The following is an 18,784-nucleotide window of genomic DNA, read 5'->3' on the forward strand; positions in this document are numbered from 1 at the left end:
GAACTGCCAATTCCATACTAAGAATATACAAAATTCATGGACGGATTGCAAGTCCCGCAAGGCGAATTTCAAGTGATTAACCCTTCAAAACCCCCTATATCGACAAGAAATCAAAATTTTTTGCGATCGTGATCTAATTGGTTTTCGCGGTTATTCGGCGGAATGCCAAAAAGTGAATCGACGATTTTATTTGCACGGATAAAATGGCACCGCCGATTTTTCGACACGCACCGTTCCTTAAGTTTTCATTGGCGAACATGAAAGCGATCAAACACTTCGATTTGTAAAGTACCGCGACCGGTCAAACTAGATTCGATGTTCCTGCCAGTCTTCCCCGCATTGTCCTGCCCAAAGACCTTGGTTGATGCCCTGATCTGCGCGTGGGGCTTGCCCGACTTGTCTGTGAGAAGCAGTCAAGATGTCAGTCAGTCGTCTTTCTTCTCCTCTCCAGTTAGTCTCTCATTCTACAGAGCTGATTGTAAATTTGATGTTCAATTTCGGCCGATCGTCCGGCAGCGTACGGCGGTCGGCGGCCAACGCCCCACAGGCCGAATCCCGGGGGTTGATTTTTATGGGTTTACCGGGACTGACTGGTCAGATCCGGGATTGCCCGGCCGTAAGTCACGGTTTAACAAGGGAATCCGGCACAAGCCTGGGCCCGAATTTCAGCCAGCATCTTGCGTTCGCCAGCCAACGTCCCCGATGCAGACCGCCGCTCCAGCGATTATTTTATCCAGATTCCAACAACAACCTTTGAAGTATCGTTTACGAATAGATCTGTCTATCTTCACAGAGAATTACGGGCAGGCAAGAGCAAGCTATTGTTTGTGCGATTTCCTTAGCGATTCGTGCAACAAAGTCACATATTTAACAGATTCTGTGGCAATCTTGTGTCGCACCCTTGAAACACTTACATTGATTGCTGACTGTGGTGCGTCGTGCAATTGCGTGAGTACTTTGGAGTCACACTGCAGAAAGCGCGCAAGATTTTTCACAGCTTCTGGCGGCGAATCTAACATCGAGTTAAATATGCACAACTTGACTTCTTTCCGGCCGTTTGCTATCTTCCGTTCAGGTCTTGGGGATCTGACGGAGAAACTAACCTTGGAGACCACAACTATGACGCGAATTCTATCTGCATTCAAATTCTTGAAGCGGGTGGGGTTCGCGGTTTTGTTTAGGAGGAAACTCGATATGATAGGATTATTGTTCGGAGTGCTGGTCTGGGCAAGTCTCGCCCAAGCCCAAGAAGTCATTTGGGTGCGGAACGGGGATTGGAACGAAGCACATTTCGGGGGGCTGATCTTGCCCTTAGGCGACCAGAATGATGATGGTTTTGCCGACTGGGCTGTGTTCTCAGGTGGATCAAACGATCAGCCATCAGGACTTGATGACCGACTGAATTTCTTTTATGGCGGCAACCCGCCATCACAAACGCCGTATTTGACTTTTCGTCCACGAGAAGGGGCTGAAGCGCCATATATGTACAATTTGACTACAATCGGAGATTTCAATGGTGATGGATATATAGATTGGGTCATTGGTTATTTCATACCTGGATTGGACAGTGCAACCTTTGAGCTTTATGGGGGGGGGGGCGAGTGCTGATACCATTCCGGAAGCGATACTAAGAATGCCTTTTGAGGTAACACTTGATCGGCTCGGTCGTGTGGGGGATCACAATGGTGACGACTGTGCAGATGTTTATTACTACAGTCGCGAGACGGACCTGACGTTTTTTTACTTTGGTAATGGTGACTGGAACATGAGTGTTGATCTTGTCAACCAAGGCGAGCCGCTTGGCTCAGGGAACAGTAGACCTAGCTTTGACGTCTTTGGTGATTTTAACGGCGACGGATTTGATGATTATTTGACACGACGAGTGGTAGGGCAAAATGATTCCACATATATCTACTTGGGAAGCGCAATACCCGACACGATTCCCGACATGATATGGTTTGGGAATTTTGCTTTTCCCGCGACGCTTTCGGTGGACATAAATAGTGACGGTTCTGCAGATTTAGCTGTGGGTCAATATCAAACGATTGATGTACATTTGGGTAGCCAAACACCCTCTTTTATTCCTACTTTTGTTCTTGATTTCCCCGGATGTTCTGAAGGAACTGTAAGTTCTCTAATAAGCGCCGGTGACTACAACAATGATGGCTACGATGACCTTGTGGCGACTTCAGATGCCTGTGCCAATGGATTTGGCGCGTTACAGCTATACTTGGGCGGCCCTTGGTTAAATCCGTACCCCGTGCTCCGGATTGAAGGAATGAGTTCGCCGCCTTTTAACAATGTTCCGATTTGGCGTGCGATTGGGCTTGGAGATGTAAACGGTGATGGCATAGACGATCTTGCAATTGGATGCCAAAGAGATATCAATGATGGCCGACGTGGACGGGTAGTGATTCTTTCCGGGGATACGACGCTGCATATTGACGCAAGCGAACATCCGCCGCTTGCGCAGGATTTTTCCATGTCCATCTACCCCAATCCGGTTAATGGCGTTGCGACAATCAGAATCGAACAGCCGCTCGGTTCAAAACCTTCAGAGCTTGCGATCTTCAACCTCCTTGGGCAAACGGTAAACAGGTTCACGCTCGCTCCGGGAACTCAAAGTCTTGCTTATGACGCGAGCGCACTCGCGTCAGGAATTTATATCATTCAAGCGCAATCGCTTTCAAATATTGTTTCGCAGAAATTGGTTGTCTTAAAGTAACTTATTAAAGGGAATATCTCATGAAACGGCAAATTTACGCTAAGATTTGTTTAAGCGTCGGATTTTTGCTCCTTGTCATTCATAGCTTTGATTCCGCGCAAGCCTTCGACGTCAGCGCATATTATGATCCGTATTCGGTGGTTCGCGTTCACACGCGGAAGGGTGGTTTCAATTTAGGCGATTGCAACTCGGATGCCGTTATCGACGAAAACGAACGCAATCAGTGGCTTGGAAATATTGCCAATAACTCGGAGGTGCTGCGGTGGTACGAAGAGCTTGGCCTGACCAACCTGTGCGTGTATTACGACGATACGCTTGACTACGACCGAGTTCTTTCCGGGAGATCCTTCCAAGTCATGAACGATTGGATGCACACAGGCATCTATCGCTATGTGGAAGCACGCAATAATTCATTTGATCTTGATAATAGCTATTATTGGTTTTAAGTTCACTCTGGAGAAAGCTGCCATGCGATACAGCATTATAGTTATACTTTTCATTGCGACTATTACGAATGCCCAACCGGATGTCCTTTGGGACCGTTCGGGTGATGGGAACCATGCTCAGTTTGGCATTCAGATTTATCCACTCGGTGACCAGAACAACGACGGGTTTGCTGATTGGGCAGTCAACGCAAATGGGGAATACGGCCAGCTTCCTCAAAATGAAGCTCGCTTTCTACTCTTCCACGGAGGTAATCCGCCTGAGATCGAACCGTATATGTCTTTCATTCGGGATCCAGCAATCAATATCCGTTACGGTGGACAGGCACTCGGAGACATTAATGGGGACGGTTATATTGATTGGGGAATTCGTGTCACTTTTGTTAGCGCATCTGATAGTCAATTTACGAGAATTTACCTCGGTGGCCCAGATGCAGATATGATTCCTGATTATGTTTTAGACACACGGCCGCTGGATTCATGGGTGCAGCCGTTAGGTGATTTCAATGGTGACGGGTTTGACGATATTTATCACTATTTAGGTCTGACAATAGATCGAACGGAGGTATTTTTTGGTTCGGCAAATTGGGACACGATTCCGGATTGGGTTAAGCACAGTGAAAGTCATCAAAGCAGTTTGCCTATCACAACTGGGGGTGATATTAACGGTGACGGCTTCGATGATTTTATTAGCCTTAGACCCAATGGTCCGGGGGGGGGATATATTTCGGTTCTGCCAATCCGGACACAATTGCGCGCCAGCAGTGGAATAATTCGGCGCAAGGCGGTACAATATCGGCTGACTTGAACGGTGACGGGAAGGATGATATTGTAACGCGTTTAACAGCCGGTGCACGAGTTTTCTTTGGCCAGGATATTGTACCAGATACTCCCGATGCGGTGCTTAATTTTCCGGGCTGTCCGGATGGCGCGGTGCAGGAAATCCAAAGTGTTGGCGACTTTAACCATGATAGGTATGATGACATTATCTTGATTAGCCAAACTTGCAATAATAGCTGGGGCAAGATGGCTCTGTACTTAGGCAGTCCGTGGGTGAATCCGAATCCGGTGTTTCAAATCGAGGGCCGTGACCCGCCGTTAAACTTAGTCGGGATATTTACGTCGGAGCCGTTAGGTGACGTCAACGGCGACGGTGTTGATGATTTTGCTGTGGGTTGTGTAAACACTAATAACGATGGTCGAAGAGGCCGCGTCGTGATTTTTGCGGGAGACACAACTTACATCGTTCCTATTGGTAAAGTCGGACCGGCAGTTCCTGATCAGTTGTCGCTGTCCATTTACCCGAACCCCGTCAACGGCGTTGCGACTTTTGACATCTCATCACAAATAAATTCCGGTCCGTTGGGCGTGATTGTGTACAATCTCTTGGGCCAAACGGTGGACAGAATCATATTAAACGCAAATCTGCAAACACGATATTTATACAACACCTCACGTCTCGCCAGCGGACATTACATTGTCCAAGCTTATACGAACACGAATTTCACAACACAAAAATTGGTTGTCTTAAAGTAACTTATTAAAGGGAATATCTCATGAAACGGCAAAGTTACGCTAAGATTTGTTTAAGCGTCGGATTTTTGCTCCTTGTCATTCATAGCTTTGATTCCGCGCTTGCCTTTGACGTCAGTGCATATTATGACCCCTACTCCGTTGTTCGCGTTCACACCCGGAAAGGTGGTTTCAATTTAGGCGATTGTAACTCGAACAACGTTGTTGATGAAAACGATCACCTTCAGTGGCTTGGAAATATTGCCAATAACTCAGAGGTGCTGCGGTGGTATGAGGAGCTCGGCCTGACCAACCTGTGTGTTTACTATGACTATGGGTTGAACTATGACAGCATGTTGGCAGGGACGTCGTTAAAGGTGTTCAACGACTATCGAATTGGTTTCGGCAAAGTTAACCAAGAATGGACTCAGCAATGAAGCTTCTGCTCTTCTTATTGATCTTTACAAGCGCATTGCCCGCTCAAGAAGTTATCTGGGACCGTTCAGGCGACGGGAACCATGCACAATTTGGGTATCTCATTTGGGCGATGGGCGATCAGAACAACGATGGGTTTGATGATTGGGCTGTCAGCGCAAACGGGGAGTACAATGAGCTCCCTGAAAATGAAGCTCGTTTTCTGTTGTTTCATGGAGGCAATCCGCCTGAGACAGTCCCCTATATGTCGTTTATTCGTAATCCAGATGTATTTCTACGCTACGGTGGAGCCGCAATCGGGGACGTCAATGGGGATGGATACATTGATTGGCAATTGACCTTAAGTTTTGTGTCTGCGCCAGACAGTCAAATTATTCACATTTTTCTGGGAGGCCCAGATGCAGACATGAATAATGATTACGTTCTTGACGCTCGTCCGCTTGATGTTTGGGTTCAGCCTCTTGGCGATTTCAATGGGGATGGACATTCCGACATTTACCGTTATACCCCCACCATAGACCGCACGGATATTTTTTTCGGTTCGGCGAATTGGGATACGATTCCGGATTGGGTGAAGCATGCACAAAGCCCGCAGAACTGTTTGCCGATTTTAACGAATGGCGACCTCAACGGGGATGGGTTTGACGATTTCATCACTCATGGACCGGACACACCGGGGGGGGGGATATTTTTCGGCTCCTCAGTTCCGGACACAATTGCGCGTCAGTGGAACGTTTCAGTGCCAGGCGGGACCATGTCCGCAGATTTGAACGGTGATGGCAGGAAAGACATTGTTACTCTTGGCACAACACAGTGTCATGTGTTTTTCGGTGGCGACTTCATCCCCGAAGAAGAAGATGCTACCGTAAATTTCCTTTGTACTGGTGGAGGCACAAGTGCGGCGGAGAGCGCTGGAGACTTCAACGGCGATGGCTATGACGATGTTGTCGTTTTAAGCACTTCTTGCAACAACGGTTGGGGGCATTTTGCGTTATATCTTGGCAGTACTTGGGTGAATCCTAATCCAATTCTTCAGATAGCTGGCCGGGCCCCGCCGTTGAATTTGGTGGGAATATTTTCAGCAGAATCGCTTGGGGATGTGAATGGAGACGGGCTGGATGACTTCGCTGTGGGTTGTGTAAACACTGATAACGACGGGCGAAGAGGCCGCGTCGTGATCTTTGCAGGTGATACAACGTACGTCGTTTCTATTGGGAGAATTGGGTCCCCCATACCGGTCGCGATCTCGCTAACCCTATATCCAAATCCAGCAAACAGTATGGTGACATTGTCCATTAGCAATCCATCACCAACAGGTCCATTGGGCGTCGTGGTGTACAACATCTTGGGCCAACGAGTGGACGCTTTCCCGATACAAGCAAGTCAGCAGACACGTTATTCATATAACGTTTCAAACCTTTCCAGCGGACAATATGTTGTTCAGGTTTACACGGCGAACAACATGTTGTCGCAGAAGCTCGTTGTGCTTAAATAGAAGCAAAAAAGGAGAGTTTGTTATGCAAGCGCCTGGACTAATTCAAATCACGCAAATCACGTTTCTTTGTATTAGTTGTCTTCTAACGATGGAACACGCATACGCGTTTGACGTCAGCGCGTACTATGATCCTTACTCCACGCTCAAAGTCAACCTGACTAGAACCGGATTTACCTACGGTGATTGTGAAGGCAATGACGACCGAGCGACTTGGATTTCAAACGTAGCGAACAATGCTGAAGCGCTGCGATGGTTTGATGAATTGGGAATAACCAACCTATGTGTATTCTACGACTATGGGTTGAACTATGACAGCATGTTGGCCGGTACATCCCTCAAGGTGTTTAATGACTATCGAAACAACCAAACCTATCGCTATTTTGAAGCTCAGCATCGCGATGCAGCCATTGCAAGCACATCGGACACAACATATTTCTCTCCGGTCTTTGGGGTAGGTAGTTGGGGTAGCGAAACGGATACCGCAGCGGCTCAAATTGCCGCTGGTGTATTTGGAACAATTCTTAGTATTCCCGCCCTTGACACAACGGACACGCTTTTCCGTCCGGCAAAGAAGTTTGGGGATCCGTATAACGATTGGTGGGGTTGGTGCAGGGAAGGGGATTGTGAACCCCTGACTTTTGTCACGACCATTCGAGCCAAAGTGGACAGCACTGTCGAAGAAAACATTCACATCGGTGATCTCCGTTTTTTTGGAAGCATGCGCGGATTTGAAGACAAATTTCCTTCTATGTGGTCTCAAGGTGCACGCTGGGTCCGCTTCGGGCCGGAACCCCTTTTCTCCGATGATTTCGGTCATCCTTTGGATTTCTTTGGCACGAAAAAGTACTGGTTAACAGCCGAGGACTTGACTTTCTATACAGATGTATCTGATGACACGCCGGTTACGACCGATTCATGGGCTGGCCCCGGCCATTCAGTTGGTTACTACCCAAATGAGTCATGGGTACACTGGGGGACACGGTGGGACGGCGGATTCGAATACCGCATTATGATCACGACGACTGGTGAACTCCCGTTTAGTGTGTATGACATCGGCGTATCAGATGAAGCTTATCATCAAATGTTTGAGTCTGATTCAAGCGAATACTATGAACAACTGATTGCACAGAAGTTCATAGATGTTAAGGAGTCAGCAGGTGACCGTTTCACAGGCTGGTACTTCGACGAGTGGAATCCAAACATGGACGGCCCGATGGCACGCGTAGCACGAATTGTAAAAGAGCGAGCGGGCGAAGCTTGCTTTTTTAATGGGTGGGAAACTAATCTGATTGGTACGGGACCACGCGATCATTTCTATGAAGCACTTGCATACGAGAACACGAATGTGGAAGTGGTCATGACAGAATTGTACCCCTATCAGGCAGACAGTACTTGCGTGCCGCGAGCAACAGAAGAAGGATTTACTTTCGAACAAATGCTCCCGAAAGGTCTGTCCACGGATCCCAATTCGGATTCTCCATATTTGACGTTTCAACAGACAACAAATTGCTCGACCTCACAGAAGTACGACGGGAAGAAGTCCATTCAGTGTGCGTTTGACTACGATATTTGGGGACGTGCGCCGCTTGAAGCTCTCTATGGCATAGACCAACCGAGCGATAGCGCATATCGCGCTCCACTTGCCTTTGAAATCGAGCACGCGCATGAGCGAGGCGTAAAGTTCTGGGTACTTCTTGAGTCACGAGGTGATGGGCCAAGGAATATGAACTGTGATTCAATAGATTGCGTCGATAGAATTCCAAGCCCTAACGAAATAAAGCTTGTTGTGTGGATGTCTGCAGCGCTCGATGCGGACGGATTCATGTGGTATTGGGGTACGATCGTGAATGATACAACATCGCAACCACAAACTGCAATTGGTGGACTGCTAGAATATGGGACTTCCGATGACTTTTGTTCACCAAAGCACGTTATCAGAACGCCGCAATACAGCGCGGCCAAGGAAGCCATACAAGATGTGCACGAAATCGCTCCGACACTGGAGGCATTGGATTTTGTTAGAACGTATGCGAGTCGTGCGTTTGAGACCAATTACCCAACCTCAACCGGTGCTCCAACGCAGGCCGACTATTTCTATACTGAAGCCGGAGAGAACCCACCTCGCTTTTGTTATTTGAAAAGAATATTCTCTTCTCCAGGAGAATGGGGACAATTTAATAGTGGTGAATTCACATCCGACTACGGAGCCGATTCAAATTATGTTCAGGTTTCACGCTTCATGTCTCCGGGAATGCAAGGAGTGGACGAGGACTATTGGTTTTAGTTGTTAACCGGCGAGCGTTGGAATCTGAGACAACCAATGTATGTCTTTGGATTGACGGCCTTTCGTCGCCATGTAGCGCCTATGACTACGAGAAACTCCTTCAACAAGAGAAAGGCTCGGCCAGCTTTGGTGACCCAAATGATGATAACGATGCGATGATTTTTGTAACACTTGCCCCCGGGGAAGCCGAGCTAATTCACTTCTTCCGACCTGACACAACCGATCTTGTCCTAAGCGACACTGTTACACTAAAAGCTCCGGCTTACTACAACCGCAACATCATCTTGGATGGTGCAACCTTAACAATTATGCCGGATACGGCGTTACAGCGGTACCAGATTATCAAAGGGAATCAAATCATTGACAAGTGGAAGGATTCATTAGAGATTTTGTTTGCGCCGGGGAAAGGGATCAAACTGGTTGAGCCGGACAGCGGGAGCAACAAACTTGCGATTCTGGGCAACGACACCACGCAAATCATCATAAAATGCGCGAAAGGCGGCGATTACAGATGGGCCGGGATAACTGTACCGGCGAACGGCTCCGGCGGTGCGGTCACATTGAAGTACACCACCATTACTCGCGCCGATTACGGCTTGAAGTCAACATCTCCCAGCCAAGTAGATTCACTGGTGGGTTGCAAATTCATTGACAACAATGTAGGCGTCTATTCGACCGGTCGTCGTGAAGTGCGCTTTAGCGATTGCAGTTTTGAGAAGAACTACTATGGGATTGTCGGATTCAACGGGTCGGTGATTCGTGGTTGGGACTCAAATGTCCAGTCTTCAACTAGACATGGAGTTATGGTGTCAAACGGTTGCACTGTCGATCTTGAAGAAGTCAATGTCGAAGGTGGAAACTATGAACGAAAGCACAGCGGCCTTCGAACATTTCTTTCGGATACGTGGCTGAAGTGCTGCAAGATAGTAGGGAACGGAGGATTTGGTTTTGAGGCGATAGGTGGCTCCGCTATCCTTGCCGATGTGGATACCACCAATACCGAAGCTCGCTTTGGCGGGAACTGGTTTGCCGACAATCGATTCACGGAGTTGCAACTTGACGGCCCGATGTTCGTTTGGGCGGACGAAGGCCAAAACGTATTCTACGACGAAAAACACATCCAAGTAGATTCAGTAGGCATCTGGTTAGGTTTTGATGAGATTAACTTTGCACCATGGCAGAATAACTATTGGCGCGGCGATACAACGCAAGCTCTCATCCAGAACCATGTTGCCTCCTTGTCGAGTGACCCAATGGTTTATCCGGTATTTACGCCTGCGCTTGCAGACACGCCGGATTTTTGTCCATATGTTGGCAGCCAGCCGGAGGACAATCCTTGCATCAATTCTGGTTTGATTGAAGAATTGTCGGAGGACTATCTCAGCGCAGAGTCTTCCTATCAGAATGCATTGGCCTCGACAGCTTCATCGTGTCCGAAAGTACCGGCAATCACTCGTTTGCTGACTGTGAACTATCTTGGCGGTACGAGTGCCACGACGACATTGAACTATCTTGATGCCGTGCTGGACACGGCAATGGATACCGAGACGCGCCACGCACTTAAGCTGGGTATCGCGCTCACGCTTGCGGAAGGATTGTCCAATACCGACAGTGCGAAGATCATCTATCAACAAGTGATTGACAGCGCAGGGAGCGATATTTACAGGAGAATTGACGGGCAAGCAGGGCACTTGCTGGTGGATATGCGAGAGGAAGAGGAAGACACGGTTGATGGTCTGACGGTCGAAGAGTTAGGCGAATTCCTCGATTCACTGGATCAGATTCTTGGGCAGCGGTTTGTCTGGACTCAGTACGAGATCACGGACAGCGTTGTGATGTATGCGCCGACGCGAGTGGACAGCGTGATTAACGTGCGTGGGGATGGCGTGCTCACTATACTGCCGCATCCAGGGTACAGCAATCCTGTCATTGAGTTTGCCAATCTGGGTGCAGTTAAAGTCTATGGTACCGACACAACAAAGGCTAAAGGCAAGCTGTACGTGCTAGGTGAAGCGGAGAACCGTGTCATGTTGCATTGGGAAGATTCTACGGGTACAAAGAATATCTTCTCCGAACGTGGCTTTGTGAAACTTCTGAACGCAGACTTCTACGGTAATGGTTTTGTGAACCAAACGCAGGATATCACGGGATACCTAAACGGTTTACGCCGTGCGACGTTCCAAGCCGACTCATGCACGTTCTCCTGGTTTGATGAAGGTGTCATGGTGAAAGCCACGGATACGACAAGCTACATGCGCGGCTGCACCCTTTCATACATGGGTGGCAACGCGGGTCTTTACTCGGGTTTTGGCGCGGGTCTGGTCATTCTCAAAGCGGACGGATTTCTGGTCGAAGACTGCGTGTTCGACGAAAATGACGGTGTAGGTATTTATCACGGGTTTGCTAACGACGTTGTGATCAGGAATTGCACAATCAAGAATGGCGCAAAAGCAGGGATCTATGGAGCATCTTCGGCGGGCGGAAGTGCGCGCTTGGAGTGCTGTACGATCGAGAGCAACGGTGATACATTACCAGAACTTTGGACGCTTGGTGTTGTCTATGACCTTGTGGGTGGACACAATAGCTTCTCAGACAGCACGGGATCGCTTGTGAAGTCGTCGGATCCATCCTATGTGGACTTGGAGAACGGCGAAAACTTCTTAGAAATACTGGATGAGGGTTACTACGTTCAGTCAGGAGACACAAACGACACGTGGGATATCACGTGGAACACTTGGAATCCTTCAATGCCGGATGATCCGGACTTTCATGACTACCTGTGGCCGCATACGCCCTCCAAATGGACAGTGGACTCATCGCTTGCCGACTTCGTGTCTTGCGGCGAGGCGGGAACATCTTCGATCGGAGGTGGAACGTGGTTAGTGGTTGGAGAGGATGACGAGATTTCGGGAACGATGTCGACAGACGATGAAGACGCTGAGGCCACGTCGCTTGCGGCGCCACATAACTTCACTTCGAAGACAGTACAAGAGAAAGATGCAAGCAAATCGGCTATAAAGAGATCGTCCGGTTCATTTGAAAGCAAGCATTCCCCAACGCACAAGCAGGCCAGCGTCGAACGGTCCGTAACTCACCATCGAGAGTTATCGCAATGGCGAGTGCTTCGCGAAGACAAATCAAGGAACGCAAAACAGGCCGCGATACAGTTTGTGACCGAGAATCGTGGTTCAGAGTTCATTCCTGCTGTATTAGGTATAATCGCAGGTGCGGCCAGTCTAAATGATGCCGGTTACACATCGAGCAAGTTCTTACGTGACTTTGCCACGGAAACAAAGAATAGATCTTTACGAAACCTTGCGCAACGGTTGTCTTATCAGGCATTGGCACTCGAAGGCAAGCCGGGTGAAGCCTTGTCCGGTCTTGAAGAGATGATGGATGATGCAAAATCACCACTTGATTCTGTGTTGGCTATGCTCGATGCCATGCAGATTTATTGTGACTATCACCAATCTGGTAGCTTGAAACCGAAGCACGAGCAATTACAAGTCACTGACCCCTACGATCTCGTGCGACGTTCGCTTTTCTTGGCAGAACGGCTGGATGATCCTACCCTTGGTGTCGAGGATTATGGGTCTGCAATTCCGACATCATACGCCTTGTACCAAAACTATCCGAATCCTTTCAACCCAAGTACTGAGATACGGTTTGACTTACCTGAAGCGATCCGAGTTGAACTGAAGATATTCAACATCCTCGGTCAAGAAGTTGTTACTTTGGTTGACGATGTTCGTACAGCTGGTGCGTTCAGAGTGCTTTGGGACGGCAAGAATGCTGGCGGATTGAGTGTTGCTTCTGGCGTGTATGTTTATCAGATTAAGACACCCAACTTTACAGATGCGAAGAAGATGGTACTGATTAGATAGGAGTTAGGGACAAGTTGGTGCGGGCCCCATGCAACTAGGCGAAAGGCTCGTGCCGACCGGTTTGCTATTCATGGAGTCGTTGATCAATTACATTCTCATGTTGAAGGAAGAATTATTGTGCCAAGAAACAAATCAAACGACCATTTTCAAGTGATATCAAAGTCCAGTAGGATATTGGTGGGTACGATGACTCGGCGAATCAAATCAGTTACAGCGAACCTGATCGGGCTTGCTGTTTTGTTTTTGGTGGGTGCGATGCAAACTGCGCACGGACAAGATTGGCAGACACCAATCCAGTTAACAGACGGGCTACTTCGAACTGGAGGAATTCAGTTCTTGGTGGACAGCCTCAATCGAATTCACATTTTCACCTCGCTTTCGCGAGAACCGTGGCCCGCGCCTTGGGACCCGAACACTCTTACACACTATGTATTTGATAACTGGGGACGGCCGTTAGCGGAGCCACGCGAGTTGCTTCCGGATACGCATTTGACAGATTTCACGAACTGCGGTGGTCTTATTGACAGCCAAGGCAGAATGCATGTCGTTTGGCGCAGGCGATTCGACGACTCGGACAGGACACAACAGGTAATTTATGTTCGTATGTCGCTTGAGGGTACGTTTTTGCAAGAACCCCTGATCTTCACTCAGAACAGATTCACAATCAATCGGGTGGACGCAGGGAACTATCATATAGTCGAGAATACGGCAGGTGAAATCTGGGTGGGACTCGGGGATCATTTCTTTGCCGTAGATGTGGATGGGAACTTGGTAGAACCCCTCCAGTCCGTCTACGGCGCTACTTTGGCTGCTGCGCCGGATGGTTCCGTATGGACGACTTGCCGGAAGTATGATGCTAATAGTGATAGTATGTTCACGATTCGTCTCTGGCCGCCGCCTCGCATCGAAGAACTCACACTGCTCAGCTACTCCCCGGGCTTCGGTCCACAGGCCTTTGCAATTGACTCATATGGCTCGTTTCACTATGTGATTTACAACGACGGGCCGGGCTTGTACTACCAATTCGATCCACGGAATGGGCTGCCAATTCAGACGGCGGTCATTGACTCGTTCCCTTATGGGGTTGGTCAGACACGGCTTATCCCTATCGGCACAGACAGCCTTTTGTACATGTGGGGGCAAACGTTGCCCGAGGTCGGTTTGAAGCGAGTCTGCTTCACGACGGGCGGTGAAATCGGGTCGGGTCCGACACTTATTACGCCTCCGAATTTCGCCTTATCGGGTAATCGCTATGGCCAATGGCGGGACGGAGGATACTGGATACCTGGGTTCATTATGATCGATCAGATCGGGCAGATTGCCATGTTACACATACCGGGCCCGAACGAACCTCTCGCCGTGGGGTCTCCACCTTCTAATTCATTCCAGCATTCAATTGAGGTTTATCCCCAACCCAATCACGGCTCCTTTTTCTTCGACATTCCATTTCAACTACAAGGAGAGAAAAGTCTGACCATTTACAATCTTCTCGGCCAAAGAGTTTTCGATTCGACACTCCCTCCAGTGTCCAATTCGGGACCTTACGGCGTGCAACTGCCTTTGGCTCTGCCCACAGGCATGTATTTGCTTTCGCTTTCAACTCAAACCCAAGAATTTAAGTCGCGCATTATTTTGGTAAAATGATTAAGGGAGTATTATGAAATCGCTTAAAGTATGGTTAATTCTCTGCATAATGACGAGTGCTTTTGCGCAGGAAGAGTTTCTGAATTTTCCAATTAGTTATGATCGGACGGACGTCTCCGTGGGAATTCTCAGAGAACGCGGACCGGTTATTGCCAATGTGGACAGCGATCCGCAGCTCGAGATCATAGTGTTATCCGACATTTCACCTGCGGATGGGCGGAGCAATCAAATCTTGGTCTATGACCCTCTAAATCCAGCAACACCGGAATATACATTTGATATGCCAACCGACCTTGACAACGATACCCTGAGATTCAGTCATTCGCCGGCCGTGCTTGACGGTGACGGCGATGGGATTATGGAAATTGCCGTTGGCGCGTGGAAAGTGACGCAGTATACTTCGGGTAATCCGGTGGAACAGTTGAGATGCCCTTATAGAAATTTTACATGCGGGCATCCGGGTCTGGTAAACCCTCCCACGATTTGTTCGCATGTGATATCAAAAGTGTTACTATACGAGATCGGAAATCCCACACCAACCAGACTGGATTTCACAAGTGAGGCAAAATTCGCCCAACCTGCGGTTGCCGATGTTACAGGTGATGGATTGGATGATATTGTGTTTATAGGCCGCCAGCAGGAAGGTTGGATAGACTATTTTGTTACAGGCGGTACATCGTGGAGCAATGCAATCGTTGTGTTTACCTACAACGTCCAGAGCCAAGCTTGGACCAATACATTCTTCAGTTTTGGCTTCTGCCATCGGAGTACCGATTGGGGTCTGCCTACAATAAATGAATCGACCGTTGCATTAGGCGACATTCGTGAGCACGACGGAGTTTCGGACATTGTTGCGTTACTCCCTGATGCATCGCCTAATGGTTTTGCGAAACTGGTTATTGTTGAGTATTACAACGGGCAAAGAATCCACAATGTGGTTTTGACGGACAAATATATCATGGAGTCTACCATTCCGGGCGGAATTCTGGGTTACCCCGGGCCAATTCTCGGAGATATCATTGGCGACGGCTCGCTGGACGCGGCTTTCATAATTCTGGACGATCCGGCTGACATGAGTTCGCAGCAAGTGGCTATTTTTGACGGATCCACAAACGATGTTCAATATATTGATCTACCCGAGGGCTTCATCTTCAGCCAGCGTGACATAATGGCCATAGCCGACGGCCCCACGGAATCGGATCACCTTGACATCTATATTCCCACACGGAATGATACGATTCTGCGCATGCAGTGGTTGCGATGGGATCAGAATCAGTTTGTGTTTGTACAGGCCAATGATCCTTTTCGCGGTTGGCCAAAGACTTTTAATGCGACAGAGGCTGTGCTGGGCGTTGGCTACGCTCCGGCAATTTTCTCAACAAGTACGAACGGCGCTCTTGACTTTGTGACTCGGGTCGGGGCTGGTGCGAATAGCAATATTCAGGTTTTGAAACTAAACGATGCGGAAGGAAATGACCTTAGCATTCAGATACCGAGCGGAGCAGGCAGTATTTATCTTGGGGCTGCTACATGGACAGATTTAAATCAAGACGGTCATCCGGAGTTGATTGCAACTGCCGACGCAGATTACACTTCGGGCATAATTCACGCATTCACGTATGAAGACGCAACATATGATTCGCGGCGGGACCAATGGAATGGACTTCTTAACGGAAGCAAGCACTCCGGACTGTACGCCAATTCAGCCAGCGGGGAGCAGATTGCCGACACCGCGCGCTGGAGCGGACGAGTGATCGTGCGTGATGACTTTAGTGTGCCTTATCGTTCAACCTTGACGCTCGATCCAGGAACGTTGGTGTTGGTTGAGTCTGATGCATCATTTACAGTATATGGAACCATTATCGCCAACGGGACCACTGCTCAGCCGGTGACGTTTGCGGCGAAAACGCCGGGTGAAACTTGGCCCGGACTCAAGATTGAAACGGCTAACGCGAACTTGAAGCATGTGAATATCCGCGACACTTGGGAATACGGACTCTTCGTTGACGGCTCAGATTCACTGTGTTCGCTTGATCACGTGGATATTGACTGCTCGACGCTTGATCTCGGCGCGGCGGGCCTTCTGATTTGGAATCAGAATAGCTTCAGCCAGTATGTCAAAAATACGCGCGTTCACTCGGCCAATCCTGATATGCAGAATGCCGGCATGTATCTCTACAACTGCAAAGTTGACTTCGACAGCGTGACGATCGAAGATTGTGACTGGGTGAACTCCTATATCAAGAAGGTGACTGGCAGTTTCAGAGCGTGCACGTTCCGCGACCGTACGGAGAATTACGCCGTCTTCTTCAATACCATTCCGAACACACCGAACTTCCGCTGCTGCGAATTCACAAACCTCGCGCCATTGAACGGCAACTATCCGACCACAATATACTGCGTGACGGGAACGATGCCGACGTTCGGGGCGGAAGGGTTTACCGGAGGAAACGGAGTTAGCAACGTGATTACGGACAGCAGCGCGTATCTCTTGACCATGACGGGCTCGATTAACTTGCCTGTCGTGGATTCCTACAGCCCGTATCAAATCGAAACCAATGGCGGGAAGAACGACTGGATTCAGAACATGCAGGCGGGAAGATTCTTCTTGCGGAATAACCCCGGCGCGACGACGTATCCCTGCACCGAGCAGTATTGGAGTCCTCCGGTCTCCAACAACTTGTTCACGCCAACAACAGCAACGCTATGGGATTTCGATCCGTGGCAGAATACGGCATGGGAAGTGTGCGGTGGCGCCGGCGGAGGAGTAGGCGGAGACTCTTATCATGACGGCCCGTTGGCGCGGGGAGAAGACGACAGGCTGGATGACAATGAGTTCGACTCCGTATTGCTGGACGCCTTGGCCTTTGAAGAAGCCGAGGACTACGCGGCCGCGCAGGAGCTGTTCCGCTACGTCGCCGGGAACACGAGTGAATCTTCGCAACGCTGGTTTGCTCTGACACATGTGGTGGTGTGCGAGTCGTTTACTCTTGGCGGCGCGGCGTGGTTCGGCGAATTGCTGGATGACATGATCGAACTGGAAGACTCATATGAAAGCCGTGTGCTGGGTGAACGCTTGCGCACGAGCTTGTATCAAAACCGCAACGAATACGACGACGCGATTATGACATGTGCCGCGCTTCTGTCAAGCGGCTTGACGTACGAAGACTCAATCTATGTGGCGATGGATTTGGTCGGGCTGCAGCTTGGCGCGGGAGAAGGCGGCGGTTCGCTCGACGGGATGTCCGCAACAGAGTTAATTCCGACGGCACTGCGAGCAAGCGATGACAGTGAAGCATTGCGGATTGAACGCGATCTCTTTGCGCAACTGAATCCGGCGGTTGATGAATCGCGTGAGACCTCGAGTGTGCCTACCGAGTTTTCGCTTGCGCAGAATTATCCGAATCCCTTCAATCCGACAACACAGATCGAGTATGACTTGCCGGAGGCTGTTCGCGTGACGCTGAAGGTGTTTAACACGCTGGGTCAGGAAGTCGCCGTCGTACACGACGCGTTGATGCCTGCTGGACATCATGTAACCACATGGGACGGCAAGTCAAGCGCCGGAGCAGACGTCGCAACCGGGCTGTACATCTACCAACTGAAGGCAGGTTCGTTCCAGGATGCGAAGAAAATGATGTTGTTGAGATAGTTTATGCTTAAAGCTCTTGTTGGTACGCGTCGGCATACGCACCTTTCAGGTTACGAGGAACTACTGCCGGATAGTGCAAGCTACATAAATGCATCAGCAGAGTTAGCGTCTGTGGCGTGGCGCAATTAATGTTTGGTTGTCCGAAGTTACTCCTTGACGCTGTTCGGTGTCGTCCCGTTCAATCGTGAAATTCCGAATCAAATCGCTTGATTCACTCCGAATTTCTACTACTTCTCCGCACGCTCTCGCTCCGACAAAACGCCTAAAGTCGTCTCGTCAACGTTTTGAAGCGCTTGTAAATAAGGAGTTTTGAGACCGTTGGAAGGCGTGCATACGGGAAACCGTATCGGGGGTTCGAATCCCCCTCTCTCCGCAGATGACTTAGCCCTTGACATTAAGATGTCAGGGGCTTTGTCTTTTGGATGTTCACACGGCCTGAGATAACCCATTCGAGCAGGTTGATTCTGAACTGCGATATCTCTCTTGGGATATCTCGTGTTCTCTTGTCCAGAACAGGGCGGTTACTTTGGGCTGCAACCGGACGAGATCCGGCTGACTTTGTCTGAGGGGATTTGGTCGCTCACGGGCAATCTGATTCCCTGGCGCTCGGACTGCCGATACGCCCAAAGAAGCTTGACAGAGAATCGTAATATTGTTATTTTCAAAGGTATTAGCGCTCGCCCAGCTGCACAGCCGGGCGAGTAGCGAGC

11 protein-coding genes are annotated in these 18,784 nt (G+C 49.3%); all 11 read left to right on the forward strand.

The features are described from left to right. The first annotated feature begins 1,194 nt into the window (after positions 1-1,194). The 11 genes from HUU59_05910 to HUU59_05960 all read left to right on the forward strand — a co-directional run bounded on the left by HUU59_05910 (position 1,195) and on the right by HUU59_05960 (position 18,074). The gene (locus HUU59_05910) at positions 1,195-1,608 is read left to right on the forward strand and encodes a hypothetical protein (GenBank protein ID NUO18967.1); all 414 of its coding nucleotides are present in this window, start codon (positions 1,195-1,197) and stop codon (positions 1,606-1,608) included. Between the two features lie 25 nt (positions 1,609-1,633). Beyond that, positions 1,634-2,725 carry an FG-GAP repeat protein gene (locus tag HUU59_05915; protein NUO18968.1) on the forward strand — a complete coding sequence of 364 codons (1,092 nt, stop codon included), beginning with the start codon at positions 1,634-1,636 and terminating at the stop codon, positions 2,723-2,725. 20 nt (positions 2,726-2,745) lie between these two features. After that, a complete protein-coding gene (locus tag HUU59_05920; GenBank protein ID NUO18969.1) occupies positions 2,746-3,171 on the forward strand; it encodes a hypothetical protein in 426 nt (141 codons plus the stop codon). Positions 3,172-3,193: 22 nt separating this feature from the next. Then, the gene (locus HUU59_05925) at positions 3,194-3,976 is read left to right on the forward strand and encodes a hypothetical protein (GenBank protein ID NUO18970.1); all 783 of its coding nucleotides are present in this window, start codon (positions 3,194-3,196) and stop codon (positions 3,974-3,976) included. After that, positions 3,973-4,704: an FG-GAP repeat protein gene (locus HUU59_05930; protein ID NUO18971.1), complete on the forward strand. Its 732-nt coding sequence runs from the start codon at positions 3,973-3,975 to the stop codon at positions 4,702-4,704. The genes HUU59_05925 and HUU59_05930 overlap by 4 nt, the downstream gene beginning before the upstream one ends. Before the next feature lie 20 nt (positions 4,705-4,724). Then, positions 4,725-5,117 (forward strand): hypothetical protein, encoded by a 393-nt coding sequence (locus HUU59_05935; protein NUO18972.1) that lies wholly within the window; start codon positions 4,725-4,727, stop codon positions 5,115-5,117. Beyond that, on the forward strand, positions 5,114-6,610 hold the full coding sequence (locus HUU59_05940) for an FG-GAP repeat protein (GenBank protein ID NUO18973.1): 1,497 nt from the start codon (positions 5,114-5,116) through the stop codon (positions 6,608-6,610). Before HUU59_05935 ends, HUU59_05940 begins: the two co-directional genes overlap by 4 nt. An 88-nt stretch (positions 6,611-6,698) precedes the next feature. Then, on the forward strand, positions 6,699-8,894 hold the full coding sequence (locus tag HUU59_05945) for a hypothetical protein (GenBank protein ID NUO18974.1): 2,196 nt from the start codon (positions 6,699-6,701) through the stop codon (positions 8,892-8,894). Next, complete coding sequence (locus tag HUU59_05950; protein NUO18975.1) at positions 8,885-12,778, forward strand: right-handed parallel beta-helix repeat-containing protein; 3,894 nt, start codon at positions 8,885-8,887, stop codon at positions 12,776-12,778. Before HUU59_05945 ends, HUU59_05950 begins: the two co-directional genes overlap by 10 nt. A 186-nt stretch (positions 12,779-12,964) precedes the next feature. Continuing rightward, a complete protein-coding gene (locus HUU59_05955) occupies positions 12,965-14,422 on the forward strand; it encodes a T9SS type A sorting domain-containing protein (protein ID NUO18976.1) in 1,458 nt (485 codons plus the stop codon). A 13-nt stretch (positions 14,423-14,435) separates the two neighbouring features. Further along, entirely contained in the window at positions 14,436-18,074 is a 3,639-nt protein-coding gene (locus tag HUU59_05960) for a T9SS type A sorting domain-containing protein (protein ID NUO18977.1), read from the forward strand. The last annotated feature ends 710 nt before the right edge of the window (positions 18,075-18,784 follow it).

The organism is bacterium, assembly GCA_013360195.1.
Classification (GTDB): domain Bacteria; phylum Electryoneota; class RPQS01; order RPQS01; family RPQS01; genus JABWCQ01.

Coding starts and splice junctions, on each gene's coding strand:
- HUU59_05920 (NUO18969.1), top strand. CDS start 2,746: ATGAAACGGCAAATTTACGCTAAGATTTGTTTAAGCGTCGGATTTTTG.
- HUU59_05925 (NUO18970.1), top strand. CDS start 3,194: ATGCGATACAGCATTATAGTTATACTTTTCATTGCGACTATTACGAAT.
- HUU59_05940 (NUO18973.1), top strand. CDS start 5,114: ATGAAGCTTCTGCTCTTCTTATTGATCTTTACAAGCGCATTGCCCGCT.
- HUU59_05910 (NUO18967.1), top strand. CDS start 1,195: ATGATAGGATTATTGTTCGGAGTGCTGGTCTGGGCAAGTCTCGCCCAA.
- HUU59_05935 (NUO18972.1), top strand. CDS start 4,725: ATGAAACGGCAAAGTTACGCTAAGATTTGTTTAAGCGTCGGATTTTTG.
- HUU59_05955 (NUO18976.1), top strand. CDS start 12,965: ATGACTCGGCGAATCAAATCAGTTACAGCGAACCTGATCGGGCTTGCT.
- HUU59_05960 (NUO18977.1), top strand. CDS start 14,436: ATGAAATCGCTTAAAGTATGGTTAATTCTCTGCATAATGACGAGTGCT.
- HUU59_05915 (NUO18968.1), top strand. CDS start 1,634: ATGCCTTTTGAGGTAACACTTGATCGGCTCGGTCGTGTGGGGGATCAC.
- HUU59_05945 (NUO18974.1), top strand. CDS start 6,699: ATGGAACACGCATACGCGTTTGACGTCAGCGCGTACTATGATCCTTAC.